The 24,909-nt window shown below is 58.6% G+C and carries 26 protein-coding genes; 16 read left to right on the forward strand and 10 right to left on the reverse strand.

Annotated features, from left to right (window positions below; genetic code table 11):
- Window positions 1-40 precede the first annotated feature (40 nt).
- Genes apaG through GQF00_RS11890 form a run of 5 tightly spaced genes read right to left on the reverse strand, consistent with a single transcriptional unit; the run spans window position 41 to window position 5,862 of the window.
- Entirely contained in the window at window positions 41-427 is a 387-nt protein-coding gene (apaG, locus tag GQF00_RS11870; RefSeq protein ID WP_161319378.1) for a Co2+/Mg2+ efflux protein ApaG, read from the reverse strand.
- A gap of 25 nt (window positions 428-452) precedes the next feature.
- Window positions 453-1,244, reverse strand: a complete 792-nt coding sequence (rsmA, locus tag GQF00_RS11875; protein ID WP_161319379.1) for a 16S rRNA (adenine(1518)-N(6)/adenine(1519)-N(6))-dimethyltransferase RsmA — start codon at window positions 1,242-1,244, stop codon at window positions 453-455.
- The gene (pdxA, locus tag GQF00_RS11880) at window positions 1,237-2,271 is read right to left on the reverse strand and encodes a 4-hydroxythreonine-4-phosphate dehydrogenase PdxA (RefSeq protein ID WP_161319380.1); all 1,035 of its coding nucleotides are present in this window, start codon (window positions 2,269-2,271) and stop codon (window positions 1,237-1,239) included. Before pdxA ends, rsmA begins: the two co-directional genes overlap by 8 nt.
- Entirely contained in the window at window positions 2,268-3,590 is a 1,323-nt protein-coding gene (locus GQF00_RS11885; protein WP_161319381.1) for a peptidylprolyl isomerase, read from the reverse strand. The genes pdxA and GQF00_RS11885 overlap by 4 nt, the downstream gene beginning before the upstream one ends.
- Window positions 3,583-5,862 carry an LPS-assembly protein LptD gene (locus GQF00_RS11890; RefSeq protein WP_161319382.1) on the reverse strand — a complete coding sequence of 760 codons (2,280 nt, stop codon included), beginning with the start codon at window positions 5,860-5,862 and terminating at the stop codon, window positions 3,583-3,585. The genes GQF00_RS11885 and GQF00_RS11890 overlap by 8 nt, the downstream gene beginning before the upstream one ends.
- A gap of 90 nt (window positions 5,863-5,952) precedes the next feature.
- Here GQF00_RS11890 and GQF00_RS11895 point away from each other — a divergent pair, with 90 nt between their 5' ends.
- The 8 genes from GQF00_RS11895 to GQF00_RS11930 all read left to right on the forward strand — a co-directional run bounded on the left by GQF00_RS11895 (window position 5,953) and on the right by GQF00_RS11930 (window position 11,846).
- Window positions 5,953-6,951, forward strand: a complete 999-nt coding sequence (locus GQF00_RS11895; RefSeq protein ID WP_161319383.1) for an aminoglycoside phosphotransferase family protein — start codon at window positions 5,953-5,955, stop codon at window positions 6,949-6,951.
- Window positions 6,948-7,613 (forward strand): N-acetylmuramate alpha-1-phosphate uridylyltransferase MurU, encoded by a 666-nt coding sequence (gene murU / locus GQF00_RS11900; RefSeq protein ID WP_161319384.1) that lies wholly within the window; start codon window positions 6,948-6,950, stop codon window positions 7,611-7,613. Before GQF00_RS11895 ends, murU begins: the two co-directional genes overlap by 4 nt.
- A 160-nt stretch (window positions 7,614-7,773) precedes the next feature.
- Entirely contained in the window at window positions 7,774-8,448 is a 675-nt protein-coding gene (gene rpe, locus GQF00_RS11905; protein ID WP_161319385.1) for a ribulose-phosphate 3-epimerase, read from the forward strand.
- Between the two features lie 212 nt (window positions 8,449-8,660).
- Window positions 8,661-9,320 (forward strand): NlpC/P60 family protein, encoded by a 660-nt coding sequence (locus tag GQF00_RS11910; protein WP_237440504.1) that lies wholly within the window; start codon window positions 8,661-8,663, stop codon window positions 9,318-9,320.
- A 188-nt stretch (window positions 9,321-9,508) separates the two neighbouring features.
- Window positions 9,509-9,796, forward strand: coding sequence for a type II toxin-antitoxin system RelE/ParE family toxin (locus tag GQF00_RS11915; RefSeq protein ID WP_161319386.1), 288 nt, complete (start codon window positions 9,509-9,511; stop codon window positions 9,794-9,796).
- Window positions 9,797-9,807: 11 nt separating this feature from the next.
- Complete coding sequence (locus tag GQF00_RS11920) at window positions 9,808-10,125, forward strand: HigA family addiction module antitoxin (protein ID WP_161319387.1); 318 nt, start codon at window positions 9,808-9,810, stop codon at window positions 10,123-10,125.
- A 342-nt stretch (window positions 10,126-10,467) separates the two neighbouring features.
- Complete coding sequence (locus GQF00_RS11925) at window positions 10,468-10,992, forward strand: hypothetical protein (protein ID WP_161319388.1); 525 nt, start codon at window positions 10,468-10,470, stop codon at window positions 10,990-10,992.
- A 233-nt stretch (window positions 10,993-11,225) separates the two neighbouring features.
- The gene (locus GQF00_RS11930; protein WP_161319389.1) at window positions 11,226-11,846 is read left to right on the forward strand and encodes a hypothetical protein; all 621 of its coding nucleotides are present in this window, start codon (window positions 11,226-11,228) and stop codon (window positions 11,844-11,846) included.
- A gap of 446 nt (window positions 11,847-12,292) precedes the next feature.
- Here GQF00_RS11930 and GQF00_RS11935 read toward each other — a convergent pair whose 3' ends face one another.
- Window positions 12,293-12,754, reverse strand: a complete 462-nt coding sequence (locus GQF00_RS11935) for a helix-turn-helix domain-containing protein (protein WP_161319390.1) — start codon at window positions 12,752-12,754, stop codon at window positions 12,293-12,295.
- Between the two features lie 229 nt (window positions 12,755-12,983).
- On the opposite strand from GQF00_RS11935, the gene GQF00_RS11940 reads away from it, so the two are divergent.
- The gene (locus GQF00_RS11940; protein ID WP_161319391.1) at window positions 12,984-14,093 is read left to right on the forward strand and encodes an NADH:flavin oxidoreductase; all 1,110 of its coding nucleotides are present in this window, start codon (window positions 12,984-12,986) and stop codon (window positions 14,091-14,093) included.
- A gap of 487 nt (window positions 14,094-14,580) precedes the next feature.
- On the opposite strand, the gene GQF00_RS11945 is transcribed toward GQF00_RS11940, so the two are convergent.
- Entirely contained in the window at window positions 14,581-15,882 is a 1,302-nt protein-coding gene (locus GQF00_RS11945) for an MFS transporter (RefSeq protein ID WP_161319392.1), read from the reverse strand.
- A 144-nt stretch (window positions 15,883-16,026) separates the two neighbouring features.
- On the opposite strand from GQF00_RS11945, the gene cyoA reads away from it, so the two are divergent.
- The 7 genes from cyoA (at window position 16,027) to GQF00_RS11980 (ending at window position 22,833) form a co-directional block, all read left to right on the forward strand.
- Window positions 16,027-17,058, forward strand: a complete 1,032-nt coding sequence (cyoA, locus tag GQF00_RS11950; protein ID WP_161319393.1) for a ubiquinol oxidase subunit II — start codon at window positions 16,027-16,029, stop codon at window positions 17,056-17,058.
- A 38-nt stretch (window positions 17,059-17,096) separates the two neighbouring features.
- Window positions 17,097-19,097 carry a cytochrome o ubiquinol oxidase subunit I gene (cyoB, locus tag GQF00_RS11955; RefSeq protein WP_161319394.1) on the forward strand — a complete coding sequence of 667 codons (2,001 nt, stop codon included), beginning with the start codon at window positions 17,097-17,099 and terminating at the stop codon, window positions 19,095-19,097.
- On the forward strand, window positions 19,090-19,719 hold the full coding sequence (gene cyoC, locus GQF00_RS11960; protein ID WP_161319395.1) for a cytochrome o ubiquinol oxidase subunit III: 630 nt from the start codon (window positions 19,090-19,092) through the stop codon (window positions 19,717-19,719). Before cyoB ends, cyoC begins: the two co-directional genes overlap by 8 nt.
- The gene (cyoD, locus tag GQF00_RS11965; RefSeq protein ID WP_161319396.1) at window positions 19,716-20,072 is read left to right on the forward strand and encodes a cytochrome o ubiquinol oxidase subunit IV; all 357 of its coding nucleotides are present in this window, start codon (window positions 19,716-19,718) and stop codon (window positions 20,070-20,072) included. Before cyoC ends, cyoD begins: the two co-directional genes overlap by 4 nt.
- Window positions 20,073-20,204: 132 nt before the next feature.
- The gene (locus GQF00_RS11970) at window positions 20,205-20,906 is read left to right on the forward strand and encodes an SURF1 family protein (protein WP_237440505.1); all 702 of its coding nucleotides are present in this window, start codon (window positions 20,205-20,207) and stop codon (window positions 20,904-20,906) included.
- A 38-nt stretch (window positions 20,907-20,944) separates the two neighbouring features.
- Complete coding sequence (locus GQF00_RS11975) at window positions 20,945-22,279, forward strand: ATP-binding protein (RefSeq protein ID WP_161319398.1); 1,335 nt, start codon at window positions 20,945-20,947, stop codon at window positions 22,277-22,279.
- Between the two features lie 2 nt (window positions 22,280-22,281).
- The gene (locus tag GQF00_RS11980) at window positions 22,282-22,833 is read left to right on the forward strand and encodes a response regulator transcription factor (protein ID WP_161319399.1); all 552 of its coding nucleotides are present in this window, start codon (window positions 22,282-22,284) and stop codon (window positions 22,831-22,833) included.
- A gap of 290 nt (window positions 22,834-23,123) precedes the next feature.
- Here GQF00_RS11980 and GQF00_RS11985 read toward each other — a convergent pair whose 3' ends face one another.
- From GQF00_RS11985 to GQF00_RS11995, 3 genes are all read right to left on the reverse strand, one after another.
- The gene (locus GQF00_RS11985; RefSeq protein WP_161319400.1) at window positions 23,124-23,465 is read right to left on the reverse strand and encodes a DUF3301 domain-containing protein; all 342 of its coding nucleotides are present in this window, start codon (window positions 23,463-23,465) and stop codon (window positions 23,124-23,126) included.
- Window positions 23,462-24,028: a DUF1415 domain-containing protein gene (locus GQF00_RS11990; protein WP_161319401.1), complete on the reverse strand. Its 567-nt coding sequence runs from the start codon at window positions 24,026-24,028 to the stop codon at window positions 23,462-23,464. The genes GQF00_RS11985 and GQF00_RS11990 overlap by 4 nt, the downstream gene beginning before the upstream one ends.
- Window positions 24,029-24,428: 400 nt before the next feature.
- Window positions 24,429-24,884 carry an MOSC domain-containing protein gene (locus tag GQF00_RS11995; RefSeq protein ID WP_161319402.1) on the reverse strand — a complete coding sequence of 152 codons (456 nt, stop codon included), beginning with the start codon at window positions 24,882-24,884 and terminating at the stop codon, window positions 24,429-24,431.
- Between the last annotated feature and the right edge of the window lie 25 nt (window positions 24,885-24,909).

Below are 24,909 nucleotides of genomic sequence, written 5' to 3' on the forward strand. Positions count from 1 at the left end.
GAGGTCTGGCGTGTTGCGTGTTGCGTGGAGCGTGCCTGCGTTAATGCAATGCATGCGGTGCCGCAAGGGTAAAGGCGGGAATTTCGGCATCAAAATGAATGCCATCTTCGCCGATCATCTGGTAACTGCCGCGCATGCTGCCAACTTCGGTTTCCAGGATGGCGCCGCTGGTGTACTCGAAGGTCTGGCCGGGGGCGATGTGGGGCTGCTCGCCGATAACGCCTTCGCCATGCACTTCCTGAACACGCTCCTGACCATCGGTAATCACCCAGTGGCGGGTGAGCAGGCGGGCGCTGACGCTGCCTTCGTTACGGATGGTGATGTGATAGGCAAACACCCAGCGCTGGCTCGCCACATCGCTCTGATCGGCAAGGTATTCGGTGGCCACGGTGACCCGGATGTTGTGTTGTGGGTCGGGGGTGGTCATGCGCGTTGTGTCTCCCTTGTGGGTTTCATTGGTCGTTCTGTGGGCGGGTCAGGTTGGCCAGGGCCACGTAATCCGCCACGCTGAGCTGGTCTGGCCGTAATCCGGCGTCGATGCCGGCGACTTCAAACTGCGACAGCTCAACCATGGATTTTAAACTATTGCGGATCGCCTTGCGTCGTTGAGTGAAGGCCTGGGCCACCAGCCTGCGCAGATGATCCTCATCCTCTGCCGGGTGGGGCAGGGTGTCATGGGGGATCAGCCGTACCACAGCGGAATCTACCTTGGGGGGTGGGCTGAACGCGCCGGGTGGCACAAAGAACAGGTAATCCGCCTGACAATGGTACTGCACCATGATCGACAGCCGCCCCCAGTCCCGGGTGCCCGGGCTGGCGGTAAGGCGATCTACCACTTCCTTCTGCAGCATGAAGGTCATGTCACTGATGGCTTCCGATTGCGACAGCAGGTGGAAAATCAGCGGGGTAGAGATGTTGTACGGCAGGTTGCCGATCACCCGCAGGGGCTTGTCCGCCGGCTTGAGGGTGCGGAAATCGAACTTCAGGGCGTCGCTTTCGTGGATGGTCAGCCGTTCCGGGGTGTTTTCCTGGCGCAACAGGGCAATCAGGTCGCGGTCCAGCTCTACCACGTGCAGATGGGGCAATACTTCCAGCAGCGGGTAGGTGAGGGCGCCACGGCCCGGCCCGATTTCCACCAGGGTGTCGCCCTCTTGCAGGCCCACAGTGCGGATCATGCGGTCGATCAGGTTGCGGTCATGGAGGAAATGCTGGCCGAAACGCTTGCGGGTGCGGTGTTCAGTCATGTTGTGCGTCCTGTGGGGTGGCCAGATTCAATGCCAGGCGAGTGGCCGCCACCAGGCTGCCGGCCTTTGCCTTGCCGGTGCCGGCCAGTTCGAAGGCGGTGCCATGGTCCACCGAGGTACGGATAAAGGGCAGCCCCAGGGTGATGTTGATGGCTTCGCCGAAGCCGGCATATTTCAGTACCGGCAGGCCCTGATCATGGTACATGGCAAGTACGGCATCATGTTGCTCCAGCAGATGCGGCTGAAAGGCCGTATCGGCGGGCAGCGGGCCGGTCAGCTGCATGCCTTCGCCACGCAGCCGCTCCAGGGTCGGGATAATCACATCCAGCTCTTCGCGGCCCAGGTGGCCGCCTTCCCCGGCATGGGGATTGAGCCCCAGCACCAGAATGCGCGGTTCCGGGATGCGGTACTTGCCGGTCAGGTCGTTGCGCAGAATGGTCAGGGTACGGGTCAGGCCGTCCGGGGTGATGGCGGCGGCCACTTCGCTCAGGGGTAAATGGGTGGTGGCCAGCGCCACCCGCAGAGCCCTTCCACCCGGAGCGGCGGTGAGCATCATCACCACTTGGTCCACGCCGGCTTGCTCAGCCAGAAACTCCGTATGCCCGGTAAAGGCCGGATAGCCTCCTTCGCAGATGATGTTTTTGGCCACCGGGGCAGTGACCATGGCCGAGAAGGTGCCATCCAGGCAGCCCTGAGCGGCCCGGGTGAGCATGTTCACGGTGCCTTTGGCGGTGGCGGTGGCGGGTTCGCCGGGTACAACCACGGCGCCGGCGGGAGTGTGCCAGACCGGCAGAGTATCCGTTGTCAGCTCGTCGCCGGGATGCCAGTCAGAAAGGGTTACGTCCAGACCCAGCAGCCGGGCCCGGTCGGCAAGCACAAAGGCGTCCCCGATCACCACCAGCGGTGCGTCAGGGAAATGCTCCGACATGCCCAGGAGCAGATCCGGCCCGATACCGGCAGGATCGCCGCATGTGATCGCTATGGGACGTGCAGGCGTCCGACGTCCGTCGTCAGACGTCCGACTCATAAGCGCACATCCACGTAGGATTCGCTGCGCTGTTCCTGCACCCAGATTTCCAGCTCTTCCTCGAAGCGGCGTTTCTGGAGTGCCTGCATGGCCTGCATGCGACGGAATTCATCGCTCATGTCGGCATCGCGCACGCCATCCACGCGCAGGAAGTGCCAGCCAAACTGGGTCTCGAACACCGGCGACAGCTCACCCTGGGGCGTATTGAGCATCATCTCCTCGAATTCCGGCACCATCTCCCCGTTGGCTACCCAGCCCAGCTCGCCGCCGTTGCGGGCGCTGCCCGGGTCGTCTGAATATTCCGCTGCAACGGCGGCGAAGTCGGCGCCGTTGGCAATGCGCTCACGCAGACGGTTGGCCTGCTCCAGGGCCTGCTCGCTGCTGGTGAGGGCGTCTGTCTTGATCAGGATGTGACGAACCTGGTGCTGGGTGACCACCTTCTCGGCCCCGCCGCGGCGGTCGATCATCTTGAGAATATGAAAGCCTGCGCCGGAACGAATGGGGGCAGAGATTTCGCCGGTTTCCAGTTCGAGGGCAGCTTCGGAGAACAGCGAGGGCCACTGCGCCGCGGGCCGCCAGCCGAGATCTCCACCTTCCAGGGCCTTGGGGCCGTCGGACTGGGTGGTGGCCAGCTGCTGGAAATCTTCTCCCTGCTGCAGGCGTTTCTCAATCTCACTGATCTTGCTGGAGGCAGCCTGAACCTCTTCCGGGGTAGCGCCGGAGGGCACCCGCACCAGAATATGGCCCAGGTGGAAGTCTTCCTGGAACATCTGCTTGCCCATTTCCGAGGCCAGAAAGCGGTCCACTTCCCGGTCGGTGACGCGGATGCGGGACGCCATGCTGCGCTGCTGCAGGCGGGAGATGATCATGTCTTCACGAATCTGCTCGCGGAACTGGGGCCAGTCATAACCGTCCTGCTGCAGGGCGGCGGCGAAGTCTTCCAGGGTCATGCCATTCTGGCGGGCGATGCCGGCCAGGGCCTGGTTGAGCGTGGCTTCGTCCACCTTGATGCCGGCACGGTCAGCCAGCTGCAGCTGTACCCGCTCAAGGATCATGCGGTCGAGCACCTGCTCGCGCATGACCGCGGGCGGCGGCAGTTGCTGGCCCTTTTCCTGGAACTGCAGGGCGATGATATTGATGCGCTCGTCCAGCTCGCTGGCCATGATGGCGCCATCGTTAACCACGGCCACAATGCGATCCAGCATCTCCACCTTGGCCTGGCCCAGCAAGGGCAGGCACAGGGCGGCAACCATCAACAGTCCCCGCAGGGGGCGGGTGTGATGCGTGCTGCGTGATGCGTGCAGCGTCTTTTTACTCATATTCTCTCCTGTAGCCCGGGATGCTGCGTTCCAGCAGGGAGTCTACCTGCCCGCCAAAGCCACCCAGGCCAATCATCTGAATCTGGAACCAGATCGTGCTGTCGCCTTCCAGGTCGCCATCGCCGTCTTCATCGGTGAGTTCGCGTTGGCTGAGCAGGCGCAGTTTCCAGCAGCAGTTGCGGTATTCGGCACCTGCCATGGTTTCCAGTGTGCGTTTGTTTTCCAGGTCATACATCCAGCGTCCTACCACGCGCCAGTGGCGGTGGACGGGAAGTATGGCGCTGATTTCCGATTCCTGAATGTCGTCAGCGGGGCGGTCGTGATAGCCCACGTTGAATACCCGTCGCTCCCGGTCGTTGTAGCCAATCTGGAAATTGGAGCGTTCGCGCTGGTTCTCTTCCAGATCCCACTGGGCTTCAGTGTAGAGGTACCAATCGCTGGCAAAGTTCCATCGCGCATCGCCCACCAGCGGGGTCTGGTCGTCGGTGGGGTCTTCCAGCGGTTCGTCGGTGAGTACTTCACGGTCTTCAAAATAGAACCCCTGGGCCAGCCGCAGGCGCAGCTGTTCACGGCCGGAGGCATCATGCAGGAAGCGGCTGGTCAGGCCCAGGGCCAGCTTTTCCTCATCACCAATGCGGTCGTAGCCAATAAAGCGGTTTTCGCGAAACAGGGCGTTGTAGGAAAAGGTGATTTCCCGGGTGTCGAAGTTGGGCAGGTCGCCCTGGTCTTCATAGGCCACCTTGTTGAAGAACAGGCGCGGCTCCAGGGTTTGGGTGTAGCTGGTGCCGAACCAGTTGCCGGGCCGTTCGAAGGTCAGCCCGGAATCCACACTGGCCCCCCAGGTGGTCATCTCCGGGGTCTCCTCTTCCGTGGCATCCACGCTATCGAGCTTGTAACGGGTGTGGTACACCCGGCCCCGGGGTTCCAGATAGCCCCAGCTATTGGCCAGGCGCAGGCTCAGGGCCGGGGCCACATGGCCACGCAGGCCGGTGGCCTTGCCACTGTCGTCTGAGCTGCTGCGCTCAAACGCGGTGAAATCGGACAGCCACAGGCCTTTCAGCGGACCGTACAGGGTGGGGTCACCGGACAGCTGCAGCTGCGGCAGGCGGCGGTAGGGCAGGTCTTCATCAGCCAGGGTCGGGTCGATGGTCTGCCAGGACTGCATGCGGCCCAGCACCTGCCAGGTGCGGCCATAGTAGCGGGCTTCCGCCAGCCGGGGCAGGTGCGTCTGGGAGCTGATTTCCAGGCCGGTGTCGAGATCCTTGAAGTAGAAATCATCAGACACGTAGTTGAAGTCGGTTTCCAGGTTCCAGCGGCCCACATTGCCGCTGTGGGTCCAGCGGGCGACTTCCCGGTCTTCGTTATCGAACTTGCGATCATTGAACAGAATGCCATAGCTGATATCCCCCTCGCCCAGCGGGGTCAGATAGCGAAATTCGGAGTCGATACCGCTGCCTCGCCCGTCAATGTAACGGGGGGCCAGGGTGGCATCCATCTGCGGATGAATGTTGATATAAATCGGCTGGGAGATATCCAGCCCATTGGCATCGCCGATGCTGATGGTGGGAAACAGCAAGCCGGTTTTGCGCCGGTCATCAATGGGGAAAGTGATCCAGGGCAGCCAGAATACCGGCGTGTCGCTGACCTTGAGGACCACATTCTCTGCCTCACCCCAGCCTTTCTCACGGTCCAGGAAGATACGTTTGCCGTGCAGGGACCAGCCGCTGGAACCCGGTGCACAGGTGGTGTAGCTGCCATTGGTGATGGTGGTGGTATTGTCGTTGAGGTAGATGTATTCAGCGCTGCCCCGGGACGAAATATCGAACAGGGAGTAACGCACGCCCTGCAGGCTGCCTTCGCGGCGGCGGGTCTGGCCGCTCATGCTTTCGGCGATAAAGGTGGCCTGGTCACTTTCCAGACGCATGCCGCTTTCCAGCTCGTATTTACCGGTAGACTGGTCAAGGCGGGCGCTGTCGGTGGTAATGCGGCGGCCGGGTTGTTCGATGAGCACCTCTCCATCGAGAGAGATCAGCCCGTCCTGGGTTAACGTGGAGTGATCGGCGGTGACCACCGTGTCGCTACCCTCAATGGGCAGGCCAACACTGGGGTTGTAATACATGCCGCCACACCAGTCCGGCACGGCGCGTTGCTGTACCGGCGGGAACGTGGCCATTTCTTCGCGGTCAACCCAGTTAAGGTCGTTGTCCGCGGCACTGGCCCCGGCCAGCAAGAGCAGGGCGGGTAATAGAATTCGTTGTGTGGGCAGTGGCATCAGCTGCTCAGAACAGGTAAAAAGGCCGTTTTGCACAGACGCGGGTAACCCGCGCTGTAAAAGCGGCAGTGTAATGGAACAAGGAAGGCAATGCAGCCTGATAAAAGTAATTCTCACGTAGATCTGCGTAAGCAGGCACTGGATAAGTGGGTGAGTGCTCACCTAGGCGCCACACTGGAAGGTGTGCCGGCTTCTGCTGACGCCAGCTTTCGCCGCTATTTTCGCTATCAGCATGCCGGGCAGAGCCTGGTGGCCATGGATGCCCCGCCGGCGCAGGAAGACTGTCGCCCCTTTGTCGATGTGGCCGGGCGTCTGAAGGCGGCTGGCGTCCATGTCCCCGAGATTATCCAGCAGGATCTGGATCAGGGTTTTCTGCTGCTCTCTGACATGGGTACCCAGACCTGGCTGAAGGCCCTCAATGAGGCCAATGCGGATGACTGGTATGCCGCTGCCATCGATACCCTGATCACCATGCAGCTGCATACCCGCACCGACGGCCTGCCGGAATACGATGAAGCCCTGTTGCAGCGGGAGCTGGAACTGTTCCCGCAGTGGTACCTGTTCCGTCATCGCGACAGGGTGGTCACCGGCGAGTTGCGCCAGCGGCTGGACAAGGTCTTCGATCGGCTCATGGACGCCGCCCTGTCCCAGCCCAGGGTGTTCGTGCACCGTGACTACATGCCCCGCAACCTGATGGTCTCCGAGCCCAACCCCGGTGTCATCGACTTCCAGGATGCGGTGGCCGGGCCGATCACCTATGACGTGATCAGCCTGTTCAAGGATGCCTTCCTGAGCTGGCCGGATGAGCGCGTGCAGGGCTGGCTGCGCCAGTACCACCGGAAGGCGCTCACCGCTGGCCTGCCGGTGCCGGAGGCTTTCGAGGATTTCCTCCGCGATTGCGACCTGATGGGCGCCCAGCGCCACATCAAGGTGATCGGTATCTTTGCCCGCATCTGCCACCGCGATGGCAAACCCACCTACCTGGGCGATGTGCCGCGCTTCTTCGCCTATCTGCGCACGGTGATCGCCCGCCGTCCGGAGCTGGCAGACCTGCAGTGGGTGCTGGATCAGATCGAGGACAACGAGTGAAGGCCATGATCCTGGCCGCGGGCTACGGCAAACGCATGCGGCCGCTCACCGATCACACCCCCAAGCCCCTGCTGCAGGCGGGGGGCAAGGCGTTGATCGAATACCACATCGAAAAACTGCGTGACGCGGGTATTGAGTCCCTGGTGATCAACTCCGGCTGGCTGGGTGACAAGCTGGCCGAGGCCCTGGGCGATGGCAGCCGTTACGGCATTCCCATCGCCTGGTCCCACGAAGGCACCCCGCTGGAAACCGCCGGCGGCATCAAACGCGCCCTGCCGCTGCTGGGTGACGAGCCCTTCCTGCTGGTTAACGGTGACATCTGGACCGATTTCGACTTCCCGCCGTTGCTGGCGGACCGCCCGGACCCGGTGCATCTGGTGCTGGTGGATAACCCCGAACATCACCCGACTGGGGATTTTCATCTGACAGCAGGGGGCCGGTTGCGCGATAATGCCGAGCCCAGACTGACCTATGCCGGCATCGGCCGCTTCGACCCGGCCCTGTTTGCCCATCTGCCGGAGGGCGAAGCCAAACTGGCGCCGCTGCTGCGCGCCGCCATGGCCGACGATGCCGTCAGCGGTGAGCATCACCCGGGCCAATGGTGGGATATCGGCACCCCGGAGCGCCTGGAGGAACTGGATCGGTTACTCAAGAGCCCCTGATCCAGCACCGAAAATGGTTTTGTAGGAGCGTCGCTGGCGGCGCGATCACTGGGTTTCGAGTTGCGAGTCACGACTGTCGAAAGGCCAAACCGGCACTTTTGGTCTTGCTTTTCGCCACTCGAAACTCGTCACTCGCAACTGTCTTTACCGAGGAATACTCATGCCCAAGCAGGATTACCTGATTGCCCCCTCCATCCTTGCCGCCAACTTTGCCCGTCTTGGCGAGGAGTGCGATAACGTACTGGCCGCCGGGGCGGACGTGATCCACTTCGACGTGATGGACAACCACTACGTGCCCAACCTCACCATCGGCCCCATGGTCTGTAAGGCCCTGCGTGACCACGGCATCACCGCGCCCATCGACGTGCACCTGATGGTCAGCCCGGTGGACGACCTGATCGGCATGTTCGCCGAGGCCGGCGCCAGCTACATCACCTTCCACCCGGAAGCCAGCCAGCATGTGGATCGTTCCCTGCAGCTGATCAAGAGCCACGGTTGCAAGGCCGGCCTGGTGCTCAACCCGGCCACCCGCCCGGACTGTCTGGAATACGTGATGGACAAGCTGGACATGATCCTGCTGATGAGTGTGAACCCGGGCTTCGGCGGCCAGAAGTTCATCCCGTCCACCCTGGACAAGACCCGCGCCGTGCGCCAGATGATCGACGCCAGCGGCTACGACATCCGCCTGGAAGTGGACGGCGGCGTCTCCGAAAAGAACATCCGCGAAGTGGCCGCCGCCGGTGCCGACACCTTCGTGGCCGGCTCCGCCATCTTTGGCAAAGACGACTACGCCGCTGTCATCCAGCAGATGCGAGAAGAGCTCGCCCAGGCGTAAGCAACGAAGCCGCTGTAGGAGCGTCGCTGGCGGCGCGATAGCCCAACCTCAGAAGCGAGTCACGAGTTTCGAGTTGCGAAAACCTATCCCGTGCGGAATACGTTTTTGCCCTTCGAAACTCGCTATCCGTAACTCGAAACTATGGTGATCGCGCCGCGAGCGACGCTCCTACGAAAAGTTTTTTGCAGCGGTTTTGTAGGAGACTCAACTCGTTGAGCGAACCGTGCGCAGCACGACATCGCCCGCAGGCGATCAATCCTCCAAGGCACAACCTCGCACCCACCCACGGAACCATACCCAACAATTGCTGCCACACCATCAAAGTCAGCAATCACAAACTCCCCATGCCCTTAAAACCGGTCTCCCCAACAAAACCCTACGCAACAATGCTCCTCTGCATTGCGTTAAGCGCCTGCGCCACAAAACCCAAACCCCCCGTCCAGGAATCCCAACCCCCAAAAGACGACAACACCACCGCCGAACTTCTCACCTCCGAAAACCTCCTCCTCAACAGTCTCCTCGCCCAAAAAGAAGACTGGCAAGGCGTCCCCTACCGCTACGGCGGCCTCAGCACCAAAGGCGTGGACTGCTCCGGCTTCGTCTACCTCACCTTCCTTTCGCAACTGAACATGCAAGTGCCCCGCACCACGGCTGAACTATTAAAAGAAGGCAAGCCCGTCGCCCGCAACCAGCTTGCTGTAGGCGACCTGGTGTTCTTCCGCCTGGCGCGGGGCAATAGGCATGTGGGGATTTACCTGGGCGACGATGCGTTTCTGCATGCGTCGGTGAGTAGTGGCGTCATGCAGTCGTCGCTGGGGAATCCGTATTGGGAGTCGCGGTATTGGCAGGCGAGGCGGTTGGTGGGTCGGTAGTTCTCGATCCGGTTTTCTGACGTCCGCAAGCTCACATTGTAGGGGATGGCTTACATAAACGGGTAAGGGGCTGAGTTAAGGTTATTTTCCCGAATCCGGGAGCGGGCTGCCGTTTGTTGATGGGTGCAGGTCTGGAGCTGTTTCGGGGTATTGAATTGTAACGTGTATCGATACAGGGTACAGTGTGGATGATAGAGTCGTTCAAGGAACGGGTGCTGGAAGAGTATTTCTTTAATGGGAACTCATGTCCGGCCCCAAAGAACATTGAGGGAGCCCTCAAACGCAAACTGGAAATCCTTCATGTCGCCACCGGCGAACAGGATTTAAGGGTGCCCCCAGGAAACAGGTTTGAGCATCTGAATGGAAAGCTGAAGGATTGGTGCTCGATTCGGGTCAACAAGCAATACCGCTTGGTGTTCAAGTGGGATACAGGTAAAGCGTCAGAGGTTTACCTTGATCCCCATCAGTACAGGTGAAAGGTGAAATCATGGTCGAAGCACTAAGGCTGCCTGCTCATCAACCCACCAGCGTGGGCGCCATGCTCAAGGAAGAATTCCTCGAGCCCCTGAAAATCACCCAAGGGGAGCTGGCCAAAGCCATGGGCGTCAGTCGCAAAACGGTCAATGAGCTGTGCGGCAATCACCGTGGCGTCACGGCGGAAACCGCGTTTCTATTGGCAAAGGTGCTGGGTACAACCCCTGAGTTCTGGCTTAACCTCCAGTACATGAATGACATGTGGTTAGCCATGCACAAGGAGTCCCTGGCAAAGAAAGTGGCTGCTGCCAGGTCGCTGGTTGCAGCTTGAGAAGGGGGCTGGGGATTAGTCTCGTTTGGATTCTGGGTCAGATTCTTCATCTTGGCGCACGATGCAAGACCTGATCCTCGAGTTCTTGAAAAAGCTATCGAGATGAACAAGGCCACTTCAGTCCAATAGAGTATTGGGGAGCAATGAGGCTGGGTGGCGCCTGTGCTTTAATGGTAAAAAACAAGAGCGGAACCCAGCTCTTTGGATTAATTGAGTAATGAGGGGTCCGGCTCCTGGAGAGGAAGGATGATGATTAGGTTTCTGTTTCTGATAGTGGTTTTTCCAATAAGCGTTTCTGCGGAGAGTTCGTTTCCGTCAGGGTCGGTGCAGGTAAGATACTCTATGTATGATTATCCAGTGTTACCTGAAAATTTAGATGATATATTGAAGCCATCTAAAAGGGCTGTATGCGACACCTATCAATTATCAAGCGTAAATTCTCCTATTTACAAAAGTCTTATGGAGCGTATTGATCGAGTATATAAGGAAGGTGATCATAAAGATTTTTTCTTCAAATATTTGCTTACTCTAGATTGTTATCCTTTCCAAGAGAACTTCTTCGATACAACTGTTGATGCTATGGGGGTTTCTCATATGTTTAGTCATATGATGCGAACCCCTTTTGGAGGAGTTGACACCAACGCTTTCATTAGAATTAAACGAGAAGGAAAGGTCTTTGAAGGACCAATTTATCTAGTCTATGAACATTTAGAGAAATATTATAAGAATTCAAAGATATATAAGAAAGAATATTATAGTGCAATGAGAAGACTAAATCATCCTAGTTATAGATTAACTGAGCCAAAAAGCCTATCTCAAATAAGAAGAGAGCATCCTGATATGCCGATTTCACTACCAATGCCATAAGGGAAAGTATTAATGGAATAATTTGTATCTCTTTCTGCCTGGCACGGTAGTGTTCAGAATTCTGTGCGAGGGTTCGGGGTCAGGTCTTGCATCGTGCGTTTGGCGCAACATTCAAGACCTGGCCCCAATTTCATGAGGTTGGGTGGCGCCTGTGCTTCAATGGAAAAAAGAGAGCGGAATCCAGCTCTTTGGATTAATTGAGTAATGAGGGGCTCGGCTCCTGGAGGGGAAGGATGATGATTAGGTTTCTATTTCTGATAATGGTTTTTCCTATAAGCGTTTCTGCGGAGAGTTCGTTTCCGCCAGGGTCGGTGCAGGCAAGATACTCTCTCTATGATTATCCAGTGTTGCCTGAAAATTTAGATGAAATTCTGAGGCCATCTAAAAGAGCAGTGTGTGATACTTATAAAGTGGCAGACTCTCATGCGCCTTCTTATCAAAGTGTGATGAGGTGGATTGATGAGAAGTATGAAGGTGGTGATCATCGGGATTTCTTTTTTAAGATTATGTTGACGTTGGACTGTTATCCATTTCAGGAAAATTTCTTGGACTCTACTATTTCAGGAAACGGAATTACGCATGCGTTTGGGAATATGATGAAAATTCCATTTGGTGGGGTCGATATGAATGCATTTGTTCGAATAAAAAGAGAAGGGAAGGTGTTTGAAGGTCCTTTGTATCATGTTTTTTCTCATCTGGAAAAATATTATAAGAATTCAGAAAACTACAAGAAAGAATATTTGAAAGGAATGAAGAGATTGAATCATCCTTCTTATCATTTGACTGAGCCCAAAAGCCTTTCTCAGATTAAAAAAGAAAACCCGGATATGCCAATAAATTTGCCAATGCCTTAATGGATGAGGTGAGGTGAGGCAAAGTGGAGGTGTAGGTATCCCATTTTCCGCTCCAGGCCTATCAGTCTGGCCCTCCCCGTTAGAGTAGTGAGTCGAGGAACGCAATAATCTGAAGGCGTAGAGCAAAAAATCTGTTTGAGCGGAGCGAGTCTTTTTTGCGTCCTTCAGATTATGAGTACCGGAGTGTGCCCGCGGAGCGGGTCGAACGGAGTCGGGGCGCGGGGGCGTAAGCGGGGGTTTGCAAAACATGTTTTGCCCGCTGGAGCGCCATTCCCATACCGGGGAATGGCCGGAATGCCAGAGGGGAGCCAGTTCCCCCTTTGGGCCCGTCCGTCGAGGACTCGCAGCTTTATCGGGGCGATGAAATAGCCGTTAGCTGTAGCGTGGCCAGGCAGTGCTGCCTTTACCTAAGTTGATCGCGCCGCGAGCGGCGCTCCTACGGGGCGTTAGCCCGCTTCCTCTAGTGGCTTGCCGTCTTCATCCACAAACCGCACATCCCGTACTGTCAGGATCTGGCCCTGTTGATTCTGCACCGTCACCGGCGCCAGCGGTTCGCCGCTCTGACCGTCCACCAATTGCATGCTGTCTTTCTCGCCGTTCCAGCGTTCGCTCCACTGGCGCAGGGCAGTGACCACGGTAAACAAATCACGGCCCTTGTCGGTAAGACGGTATTCGTAGCGCTTGCCGTGTTCGCCCACATCTACGCGCACCATGACGCCATTCTCGACCAGGCGGGAGAGGCGGTTGCAGAGGATGTTCTTGGCGATCCCCAGGCTGTTCTGGAAATCCACAAAGCGGCGGGTGCCCAGTATGGCCTGCTTGACCACCAGCAGGGACCACCAGTCACCGACCTCATTGAGGGCGCAGGCAACGGAGCAGCCCATGTCGTCGAATCGTTTACGTGTCATGGGGCCAGTATAGGGCAGAATGGTTGCATTAAGAAACCAAATAAGGTTTCATCACGCAACTAAATTTGGTCGGCTTTGTCTGGAAAGGATGAAGTGCCGGGTTATGGGTCGGACGACGGACGTCTGAAGTCGGACGCCATAAACCCTTGAGTGTGGTTACTGTTTTTTTGCGTCAGACATCAGACGTCCGACCTCAGACTGTTTTGCATTTTATATCGGGAGAGCACCTATGAGCGGTTCACTGGATAGCCTGTTGCGTCCTTTTGAGCATAAATCACTGAAGCTGCGTAACCGGGTGGCCATGGCCCCCATGACGCGGACTTTTTCGCCGGGCTATGTGCCCAATGACGAGGTGGTGGGTTACTACCGCCGTCGTGCTGAAGGCGAGGTGGGGCTGATCATCACCGAAGGTACCTTTGTGGGCCACAAGGCCGCCAACGGGTACGAGCGTGTGCCAGCGATCTATGGTGATGAGGCCATGGCGGGCTGGAAGAAGGTGGTGGATGCGGTGCACGAGGCCGGTGGCCAGATCATTCCCCAGCTGTGGCATGTGGGCGCGGTGCGCAAAGCGGGTATTGGTCCAGATAAGGACGTGCCCGGTTATTCCCCGTCTGGTCTGTTCAAGCCGGGCAAGGAAAATGGCCATGCCATGACCAAGGATGATATCCAGGACGTGATCCGCGCTTTTGCTGACTCCGCCAAGGCCGCCAAAGAGGTAGGCTTTGACGGCGTTGAAATCCACGGCGCTCACGGCTACCTGCTGGATCAGTTTTTCTGGGAAGGCACCAACCAGCGTGATGACGAATACGGCGGCTCCATCGAAAACCGCGCCCGTATCGGCATCGAGATCGTCAAGGCGGTGCGTGAGGCCGTGGGGGAAGACTTCGCCATCGTGCTGCGCTTCTCGCAATGGAAGCAGCAGGATTACGAGGCCAAGCTGGCTCAGAACCCGGAAGAGCTGGAACGCTTCCTGATGCCGTTCGTGGACGCCGGGGTGGATATCTTCCATGCGTCTACCCGTCGTTTCTGGTTGCCAGAGTTTGAAGGTTCCGATCTGAACCTGGCTGGCTGGACCAAGAAGATCACCGGCAAGCCCACCATTTCTGTGGGTAGCGTGGGTCTGGACGGGGATTTCCTGAACAGCCCGGAAGGGATGGGTGGCACGGCGAACCCGGCGGCGCTGGATGAACTGACCCGGCGCATGGATAACGACGAGTTCGACCTGATCGCGGTGGGCCGTGCGTTGCTGCAGGACCCGAACTGGCTGGTGAAGATGCGTGATGGCAAGGAAGACGAGATCGCGCCGTTTACCAAGCAGGCGTTGGGGAGCCTTAGCTAACAGCTGCTCGCTACGAGCTGCGAGAGAAAGCACGCGATCCGGGTTGCCGGGTCGGGCAGGAAAGAGGCCGCATCCACGGGTTGGGTGCGGCCTTTTTCGTTGGCGCTGGGGTTTCTGTGGGAGCGGCGGTTTCACCGCGAAAAACCGCGTGCCACGGCTATCGCGGTCGGACGAACGCTCCTGCAGCAGCTTCGAAGCATGGGGGCCTTGCCGTAGGAGCGTCGCTGGCGGCGCGATAACCCCAACCCGAGAAAAAGGTTAACCACAGAGGCTGCAGAGTTCATGGAGATACAACAATCGGTTCTCTCTGTACCTCTTTGTGCTCTGTGGTGAAAGTGCCTTTGGTCGTGGTTTGGAATCGCGCCGCCAGCCACGCTCCTACGGACAGGCTTGCAGAAATAATGAGGCCGCGCCCAATGTCTGGGCGCGGCCTCTGTGTTTCAGGTTGCTTGGGCCTCAAACCGCGTTGCAGCTTCTAGCTTGGGGCTTATTCCTCTGCCTGATCCTCCAGCGACTGGTTGATGGCCAGCGCCAGCAGGGTACAGATCACCCCGGACAGCAGGTACACCGTCACCGACAGCAGGCCGAATTTGGCGGACAGGCCCAGCGCCACCAGGGGGGCAAAGGCGGCGCCGAACAGCCAGGCGAAGTCGGAGGTGAGGGCCGCGCCGGTGTAACGGAAGCGCGGGGCAAAGTTGGCGGTGACGGTGCCGGAGGCCTGGCCGTAGGACACACCCAGCAGGGCAAAGCCCAACAGGATAAAGGTGTCCTGCATGACCGGGCTGCCGCCCATCAGTAGTGGGGTCAGCAAGCTGAAGATGCCGATCATGGCCGCCAGTGCGCCTACTGTGGTGCGTTTGCCGATGCGGGCGGCGATCCAGCCGGAGCCGATGGTGGCGAGGATGCCCACGAAGCCGCCGACGATTTGTACGGTGAGTACCTGGGCGGTGGTCTGGCTACCCTGAAAGGCGATCCAGGACAGCGGGAAGATGGTCACCACATGGAACAGGGCGTAGCTGGCCAGGGCGGCGAAGGAGCCAATGAAAATGTTGTGCCCTTCTTCGCGCACCATTTCGGTGGTGCGGATGGGCTCCAGTTCTTTCTCCTGCATGGCTTCGGTGTATTCCTCACCCAGTACCAGACGCAGGCGGGCAAACAGGGCCACCACGTTGATGGCGAAGGCCACAAAGAACGGGTAGCGCCAGCCCCAGCCGAGGAAATCGGCAGCGCTAAGGCTGTTGTAGAGGTACAGGAACAGGGCACTGGCAATCATAAAGCCCAGTGGCGCGCCGAGTTGGCCGATCATGGTGTACCAGCTACGGCGTTCTTTGGGGGCATTCAGGGCCAGCAGGGAGGGCAGGCCATCCCAGGAGCCACCAAAGGCAACCCCCTGCATGATGCGAAGCAGGGCCAGCAGGGCAATGGCGTAGCCGCCCAGGGCCTCGTAGCCGGGGAGGAAGGCAATGCCGGCGGTGGCGGTGCCGAGCAGGAACAGGGCGGCGGTAAGTTTTATGCCGCGGCCCCACTGGCGCTGGATCCACATGAACAGGGCGGTGCCGAAGGGCCGGGCCACAAAGGCCAGGGCGAACAGCGTGAACGAATAGAGCATGCCCTGCAGCTGGCCGGTAAAGGGGAAGAACAGCTGCGGGAAGATCAGCACCGAAGCGATCCCGTAGACAAAAAAGTCGAAGTATTCGGATGTCCGTCCAATCACAACGCCCACAGCAATTTCATTGGGGGCGACTTCTGTGTGGCTCTCCTGATGAGAGGCCGTAACGGTATAAGACATGGTATGCGCTCTTGTTCTGTGATGGATGCAATGACCTGCGTCAACTTAGGACTTTAAGCCGATGGGACAAAATGTCCAATACCGGCTACCCCATTGCTTGGCTAAGGTGCCACCTATCTCCCATAAGCCAACCGAAGTACGCCAATGCAAATAGCCAAACTTTTGCGTGGGGTAGTGTTGACCCTGCTGGCAGCCGCACTGCTAACCGGCTGTGACACGGTGGTAATGTCCCCGTCTGGCGACATTGCCATGCAACAGCGTGACCTGCTTGTCTGGGCCACGATCCTGATGTTGCTGGTGATTGTGCCGGTGATCGTGCTGACCCTGTGGTTCGCCTGGCGCTACCGCGATACCAATGAGGACGCTACCTACGCGCCGGAGTGGACCCACTCCACCGTGCTGGAGCTGGTGATCTGGTCGGTGCCACTGCTGATCATCATCGCCCTGGGCGCCATGACCTGGGTGGGTACCCACAAGCTGGATCCCTACCGTCCGCTGGATCGTATCGATGCGCAGACCCCGGTGCCCGCTGATATGGAACCGCTCACCGTGGAAGTGGTGGCGCTGGACTGGAAGTGGCTGTTTATCTATCCGGAGCAGGGCATCGCCACCGTGAACGAGCTGGCGGCGCCGGTGGATCACCCGATCCGCTTCAAGATCACTGCGTCTACCATGATGAATTCCTTCTTCATTCCTGCCCTGGCCGGGCAGATCTATGCCATGGCGGGCATGGAAACCAAGCTGCATGGCGTGATTAACGAGCCGGGTGTCTACAAGGGCTTCTCCGCCAATTACAGCGGTGCCGGCTATTCGCAGATGAAATTTGAATTCCACGGGCTCTCCGAGGCGGATTTTGATGCCTGGGTTGCCCGGGTGAAAGCCAGCGAGGCAAACCTGGACCGGGCCGAGTACCTGGAGCTGGAGGTGCCAAGCATCGATGATCCGGTGAGCTTTTATGGCCAGGTCGACCCGACGTTGTATCACGCCATCTTCAACCGTTGTGTGGAGCCGGGCCAAACCTGCATGGAAGACCTGATGTACCACAGTGGCATGGGCCAGCACGGCGGCCATCACGGTGACGAAGAGGCCGGCCATGAAGGCCACCAGAGCCATGAAACTCATGAGGGTCATCAAGGTCATGCCGACCATGCTCAGCATGGAGCCCACCATGACTAAGACCGAATTCCAGACCGCATACGCAACAGGTGCTGCCCATGTTTGAGAACCTGGACCTGACCAAGCTGATCTTTGGTCGCCTGACCTGGGACGCGATCCCGTTTCATGATCCGATCATCCTCGGCACCTTCGCGGTGGTGGCGGTGGGCGGTGTGGCCATGCTGGCTGCCATTACCCGCTACAAACTGTGGGGTTACCTGTGGAACGAGTGGTTCACCACCATCGACCACAAGAAGATCGGCATCATGTACATCATCCTCGGCCTGGTGATGCTGCTGCGCGGCTTTGCCGACGCCATCATGATGCGTCTGCATCAGGCCATGGCCTTCGGTGATGCCACCGGCTACCTGCCGCCCCACCACTACGACCAGATCTTCACCGCCCACGGCGTGATCATGATTTTCTTCGTGGCCATGCCGCTGGTCACCGGGATCATGAACTACCTGATTCCGTTGCAGATCGGCACCCGTGATGTGGCCTTCCCGTTCCTGAACAACTTCAGCTTCTGGATGACCACCGGTGGTGCCGTGCTGATGATGGCATCACTGTTTGTGGGTGAGTTTGCCAAGACCGGCTGGTTGGCCTATCCGCCGCTATCGGGCATCTTGCAGAGCCCCGGGGTGGGGGTGGATTACTACATCTGGGCCCTGCAGATTGCCGGTGTCGGTACCCTGTTGTCGGGTGTGAACCTGCTGGTGACCATCGTCAAGATGCGTGCTCCGGGCATGACCCTGATGAAGATGCCGGTATTCACCTGGACATCCCTGTGCACCAACGTATTGATCGTGGCGGCGTTCCCGGTACTGACCGCGGTGCTGGGCATGCTGACCATGGACCGCTACCTGGATACGGCTTTCTTCACCAATGATCTGGGCGGTAACGCCATGATGTACGTGAACCTGATCTGGATCTGGGGCCACCCGGAGGTGTACATCCTGATCCTGCCGGTGTTCGGTATCTTCTCCGAGATCGTGGCCACCTACAGCCGCAAGCCGCTGTTCGGTTACACCTCCATGGTCTATGCCACCGTGGTGATTACCGTGCTGTCTTACCTGGTCTGGCTGCATCACTTTTTCACCATGGGCTCGGGGGCCAGCGTGAACTCGTTCTTCGGGATCACCACCATGATTATCTCGATTCCGACAGGTGCGAAGATCTTCAACTGGCTGTTCACCATGTTCCGTGGCCGCATCCGCTTTGATGTGCCGATGCTGTGGACCTTGGGCTTCATGGTCACCTTCGTGATCGGTGGCATGACCGGGGTGTTGCTGGCGGTGCCGCCGGTGGATTTCGTGCTGCACAACAGCCTGTTCCTGATTGCCCACTTCCATAACGTGATCATCGGTGGTGTGCTGTTCGGTCTGTTTGCCGGCATCACCTACTGGTTCCCCAAGGCCACCGGTTACAAGCTGGACGAGTTCTGGGGCAAGATGTCGTTCTGGTTCTGGTTGATCGGTTTTTACTTCGCCTTCATGCCGCTGTATGTGCTTGGCCTGATGGGCGTGACCCGTCGTGTCAGCCACTTCGAGGATCAGTCCCTGCAGATCTGGTTCCAGATCGCCGCCTTCGGTGCGGTATTGATTGCCGTGGGTATCGCTGCCTTCATCATTCAGCTGGTGGTGAGCTTCAAGCGCCGCGAAGCCCTGAAGGATGAAACCGGTGATCCGTGGGATGGCCGTACCCTGGAGTGGTCCACGTCGTCACCGCCGCCGCCGTACAACTTTGCGTTCACCCCGCAGGTGCACGATCTGGATGCCTGGTGGCAGATGAAGCAACACGGCTTCCAGCGTCCTGAATCCGGCTTTATCCCGATTCACATGCCCAAGGGCACCTGGGCCGGCATCGTGCTCTCCGGTATCAGTGTGGTGTGCGGCTTCGCCCTGATCTGGCACATGTGGCTGCTGGCTGGCGTGTCCTTCGTGGGCCTGATCGCCACTGCCATTTACCACACCTTCGATTACGACCGTGACTACTACATCCCGGCGGAAGAAGTAGAGCGGATTGAAGCGGAACGTACACGGGTGCTTGCCAATGTCTGATAACACCATGACTGCCAACACGCAGAAGGCCCCGCTGGAATTTCTCGTGAAGGGGGATCACCACCCCCAGAACGGCACCTTGCTGGGCTTCTGGATCTACCTGATGAGCGACTGCCTGATCTTCGCTTGTCTGTTTGCCACCTACGGGGTGCTCGGCCGCAGCTATGCGGGCGGGCCCACCGGCATGGAACTGTTTGACCTGAACCTGATCGCCATCAGTACCTCGCTGCTGCTGGTGTCATCCATCACCTATGGCTTTGCCATGCTGCAGATGCAGGCCAACAAGGTGAAAGGCACCATGTTCTGGCTGGCCGTTACCGGTCTGTTGGGCGCGGGCTTCCTGGGGCTGGAAGTGTATGAATTCCATCACCTGATTCATGCGGGCGCCGGTCCGCAGACCAGTGGTTTCTGGACGGCGTTCTTTGCGCTGGTGGGCACCCATGGTCTGCACGTGTTCTTTGGCATCGTGTGGCTGGTGACCCTGCTGTTCCAGCTGAAGAAGCATGGCCTGATTCCGGCCAACAAGCGTCGCGTATTCTGCCTGTCCATGTTCTGGCATTTCCTGGATGTGGTCTGGATCGGCGTCTTCACCTTCGTTTACCTGATGGGAGTGCTGCCATGAGTGAGCATACACACGATCATGACCACCACGAGGCGGAAGGTCCCCACGTTTCCCTGAAGGAATACGTTACCGGCTTTGTGTTGGCGGTGTTTCTTACCGTGATCCCGTTCTGGGTGGTGATGGGCAATGTATTCGAAAGCTCCACCACCACTGCTATCGTGATCCTGGCGTTTGCATTGGTGCAGATCATCGTCCACATGGTGTATTTCCTGCACATGAACTTCCATTCGGAAGGCGGCTGGAACATGCTGGCGCTGATATTCACCCTGATCCTGGTGTTCATCACCCTCGCCGGCTCCCTGTGGGTGATGCACAACCTGAACGTGAACATGATGCCGGGCATGATGAACTAGGGTTCCGGTTGTTCCCGCTGTGGGAGCTTGCCTGCAAGCGATTGTCTACCTTGCCAGGTAAGTATCGCTTGCAGGCAAGCTCCCACAGGTTCTTAACAGCTTCCTTCCCCCCACGTTTGAAGAGGCATGACCATGGCTCGTCGGCGTTTTCTCTCTTTCCTGTTTCTGTTACTGGCGGCCGTGGCGTTTGCCGGCTTTATGGCGTTGGGCGTGTGGCAGGTGAAGCGACTGGCCTGGAAGGAAGACCTGATTGCCCGGGTGGACGCGCGGGTGCATGCCGAGCCGGTCGCGGCGCCTGTGCAGCGGGGCTGGCCTGAGGTCAGTGAAGCAACCCATGAATATCTGCATGTCCTTGTCCGTGGTGAGTATCGCGCGGATGCCGTGTCATTGGTGGCGGCGGCGACGGAGGAAGGCCAGGGCTATTGGGTGATGGCGCCGCTACAGCAGGAGGACGGAAGCTGGGTGTACATCAACCAGGGGTTTGTGCCGCAGGCGCAGCGCGAGGCCGCCCAGTCGGGTACGTTCACTCCTGAGGGTGTGCTTACTGTGACCGGTCTGCTGCGTCTCGGTCATCCCGGTGGTGGTGTGCTGCGTGACAATGTGCCGGCAGAAAATCGCTGGTATTCCCGGGATGTGGAGGCCATGGCCGCCACGCAAGGGCTGTCCCCGGTGGCGCCGTATTTCATTGATGCATCAGCGACGCAGGCCCCGCTTCCTGTCGGTGGCCTCACCGTGATTCGTTTTCCCAACAACCATCTGGTGTATGCGATTACCTGGTTTGCCCTGGCGCTGGGTGTGGTGCTGGCGGTGGTGCTGGTGTTTCGCCATCGCTGACGCTTTCACGTTGAAGCCGTTACACTGGATGCATGGATATGAGCACAACCACTGACTCCGCCAGCCGGCACCCGCTCTCTGCCCTGCGCAATGCGTTGGGTAGCGGCAGCGATGATGCTGCCGGTCGCAAGAACCTGCAGCTGCTGATCCAGCTACGCTGGATCGCCATGTTTGGCCAGTTCGCCACCATTCTGGTGGTGCACTTCGGTCTGGGCGTTGCCCTGCCGGTATTCAACATGCTCATCGTGTTGTTCGGCCTGTTGCTGTTCAACGCCCTGAGTATGCTGCGTTTGCGGGTTCGTCGCCCCATTGGCAACACTGAACTGTTCCTGTCTCTGCTGGTGGATGTGGGCACCCTTACCATGCTGCTGTTCCTCAGTGGTGGCGCCACCAATCCCTTTGTGTTCCTGTTTCTGTTGCAGGTGATTCTCGGTGCGGTGCTGCTGGAAGCCTGGTCCACCTGGGTGATCCTGATCGTCACTAGCTTGTGCTTCGGCTGGCTGGCCTGGTACGGGCATCCGCTGCCCATGCCGCTGGATCATTCCAAGGGGCTGTTCAGTCTCTACATCGAAGGCATGTTGATCTGCTTTGTGCTTAACGGTGGCCTGCTGGTGATCTTTATCAACCGCATCAACCGTAACAAGCGTCAGCGGGATGAGCGTCTGGCGGAGCTGCGTCAGCGTGCTGCGGAGGAAGAGCACATTGTCCGTATGGGGCTGCTGGCGTCTGGGGCCGCCCATGAGCTGGGTACGCCGCTGGCGACGTTGTCGGTGATTCTGGGTGACTGGAAGCACATGGCGCCGTTCAAGAATGATCCGGACATGGCCCAGGAAATTGCCGAGATGCAGACCCAGGTGCTGCGCTGCAAATCCATCGTCAGCGGTATCCTGCTCTCTGCCGGGGAGACCCGTGGTGAAGCCTCGGAAGAAACCACGGTGCGAGAATTCCTGGATGCGCTGGTGGAGGAATGGCGCGATACCCGTCCGGTGAAGGACTTCATCTACATGAATGACTTCGGAGCGGATCTGCGGATTGTCTCCGACGATGCGCTCAAGCAGAGCATTCATAACGTACTGGATAATGCCCTGGAGGCGTCGCCGAACTGGGTGCGGCTGGATGTGCACCGGGAAGACGATACCTTGCTGATTTCGGTGACGGATCGTGGTCCCGGTTTCCCGGAGGATATGCTCGACAGCATCGGTCGGCCGTATCAGTCCACCAAGGGGCGACCCGGTAGCGGCCTTGGTCTGTTTTTGGTGATGAATGTATTGCGGACCCTGGGCGGCAATCTGCGTGCCCGTAACCTGGTGCAGGGTGGTGCACTGGTGACATTGTCATTGCCGCTGAACACGGTAACGCTGGAACAGGAGTGAACATGTCTGATCCCATCGAGAACGAAGAACGCCTGTTGCTCATCGTTGAAGATGATGAAGCCTTTGCCCGCACTCTGGGGCGCTCTTTCGAGCGTCGCGGTTACACCGTGGTCACGGCGGACAGTCATGAGGCGATGGAAGCGGTGCTCAAGACACATAATCCCGGTTATGCGGTGGTGGATCTCAAGATCAAGGGTGAGGCGTCTGGCCTTGCCTGCGTGCAGACCCTGCACCAGCATAATGAAGAGACACTGATCGTGGTACTCACCGGCTACGCCAGCATTGCCACGGCGGTGGAAGCGGTGAAGCTGGGCGCCTGTCATTACCTGGCCAAGCCTTCCAACACGGATGATATTGAGGATGCCTTTCTGCGTGCAGAAGGGAGCACGGATGTGGCGCTCACCGCGCGCTCATCGGACCTGAAAACCCTTGAATGGGAACGAATTCACGAAACTCTGGCCGAAACCGGTTTTAATATTTCCGAAACCGCCCGCCGGTTGGGCATGCACCGCCGCACTCTGGCCCGCAAGCTGGAAAAACAGCGGGTCAAGTAAAGCAATTAATAGTTAACAGTGAATAATTAATAGCTAAATTCAGAATCAAATTCCTTTTTTGCGTGCAGGCACGCACCCACAATTGGCAGGATGTTCTTCTGTAGGAGGTTGCCTGCAAGCGATCCGAGCGACAGCGAGGGACAGGGTTCGAGTTTCGAGTAGCGAGTTCGAAAGGCAAATCTCGAACCTGGACAGGCCAGGTTATCGCAACTCGAAACTCCTGCCTCGCTGCTGACGTTGGCAATCGCGCCGCCAGCGACGCTCCTACGGCGGAGGCGTTCGTATGGGAGTCAGTGCAACCGTTCCGGTGGCGGGGTGTAGCGGTGGGGTGGCAGGTCAACGCGCTGGACGATGCCACCCATGACGATGGTGTGGCCCTGATAGCGCTCGCCACCGGTGACGGTAAATTCGAACCGGTAAATTCGGGTCACGCGCAGTTTGTCGTTGCCATCGCGCTGTAGTGTGAGTTTCACCAGCCCCACGGTCTCGTCGAGGAATTCCACCTGTTCCCGCTCGCAGTATTTGCGGGTGTAGACCAGCGCCCGTTCGCGAATGCCGTGGGCGCGCCAGAACAGGGCGGCGATGATGACCAGGGTGGTCACCATCAAGATGTCGCTTAAATCCAGATTCACCGCGTTGCTCCCGGCAGGCCGCCGAACAGGCTGACCCACTGCGTTTCGGTCAGGTTTTCCAGGGTATCCATGTTGCGCTCGGGGATGGCTTGCGGATCTGGATAGCTGGCCAGCCCTTGCTCAAGGCTGTCTTCGCGAAGCAGGTGGAGAATGGGGAAAGGGGCGCGGTTGGTGTAGTTGCCCGGGTCATCCGCTTCGGTGTCGGCAAACTGGTAGGCCGGGTGGAAACTGGCGATCTGGAAGGTGCCCACCCATTCCTGTTGTTCCAGCAGGGCGTCGGCCAGATCCAGTACATCGTTGTAGTCGTAAAAGTCGTCCAGTTGGTCCGGGATGATCAGCAGGGTGGTGTCGATGGTACTGGCCGGGGTGTTGGCGAGTTTTTCCAGTTCGTCGTAGAGGTCCTGGAGCAGGGTTTCCACGTTGCGGCTGTCGCTGACTGCAAAGCGCACCTGTCCTTTCTGGAACGGCTTGCGGGCAAACGGACACAGGTTAAGGCCGATCACTACCTGTTCCAGCCACTGGCGGGTCTGGTTGATATAGCGGTTTTTTTCTACGTCGTTCATTCAGTGAAACGCTCTAAAAGTGTCGTAGGGCGGAAACTCCCTAAGGGGATCTCCGCCGCTGGGTGTTAACGGCGGAGATTGGCTGACGCCAATATCCACCCTGCGGGCAGTCGGTATGCCCGGTTTTGTGGGGGCTCTCTGTGCCCTTCAGGGTATACCTGCAAGCGATCCGAGCGACAGCGAGGCAAACAAGACGCGAGTTTCGAGTGACGAGTTTTGAAAGGCAAAACCCGGAACGTCCTGGTTGTTCAGGTTTTCCAACTCGTACCCGGTTACTCGCTTCTCTGGAATCCATACCTCGCCGAGGCCCGGATCGCGAGCAGGCTCGTTATTCGCTTCGCTCACCCTTCGGGCCGCACTACGTGCGTTTCTCCGCTACGCTACGTTCCTACAGTAAGCGTTAGTCCGGTATTTCGATATCGTCGCCCACGCGCACCACCCCGGTGGACAGGATCTCACAACGCAGCCCGCCACGGCCCATAAAGGACTGGATAATGCGGGTGGGTGTCAGTTCGCCGGCCAGCAGTTTGCCGACCACGGAGCAGGGCTCACACAATTCGATACCGCGTACTCTCACCGGACCTACCATGAATTCGCGCCCTTCCAGGGCATTGAGATCCACCCCTTTGGTGACGATGTTGCGGCGCAGCTGATGCGGCTGGACTTCCTGGCCGAATTCATCGTTGAAGGCGTCCACGGCTTCGTGCTCGATCAGGGTCAGCTGTTCCTCAGGCTTGGTGTTGCGCTTGTAATGGCGGTCGCCGACGATGCCGCAGCCGGCACGCAGTTGCACGGCTTCATGGCCGGTCATGGGCCCGCGGGATTCGTCAGCAGTGTAGAGGGCGACAATGTTCATGGTTTGGCATGCCTGACGCCGGAAG

The organism is Alcanivorax sp. DP30, assembly GCF_009882945.1.
Taxonomy (GTDB): domain Bacteria; phylum Pseudomonadota; class Gammaproteobacteria; order Pseudomonadales; family Alcanivoracaceae; genus Alcanivorax.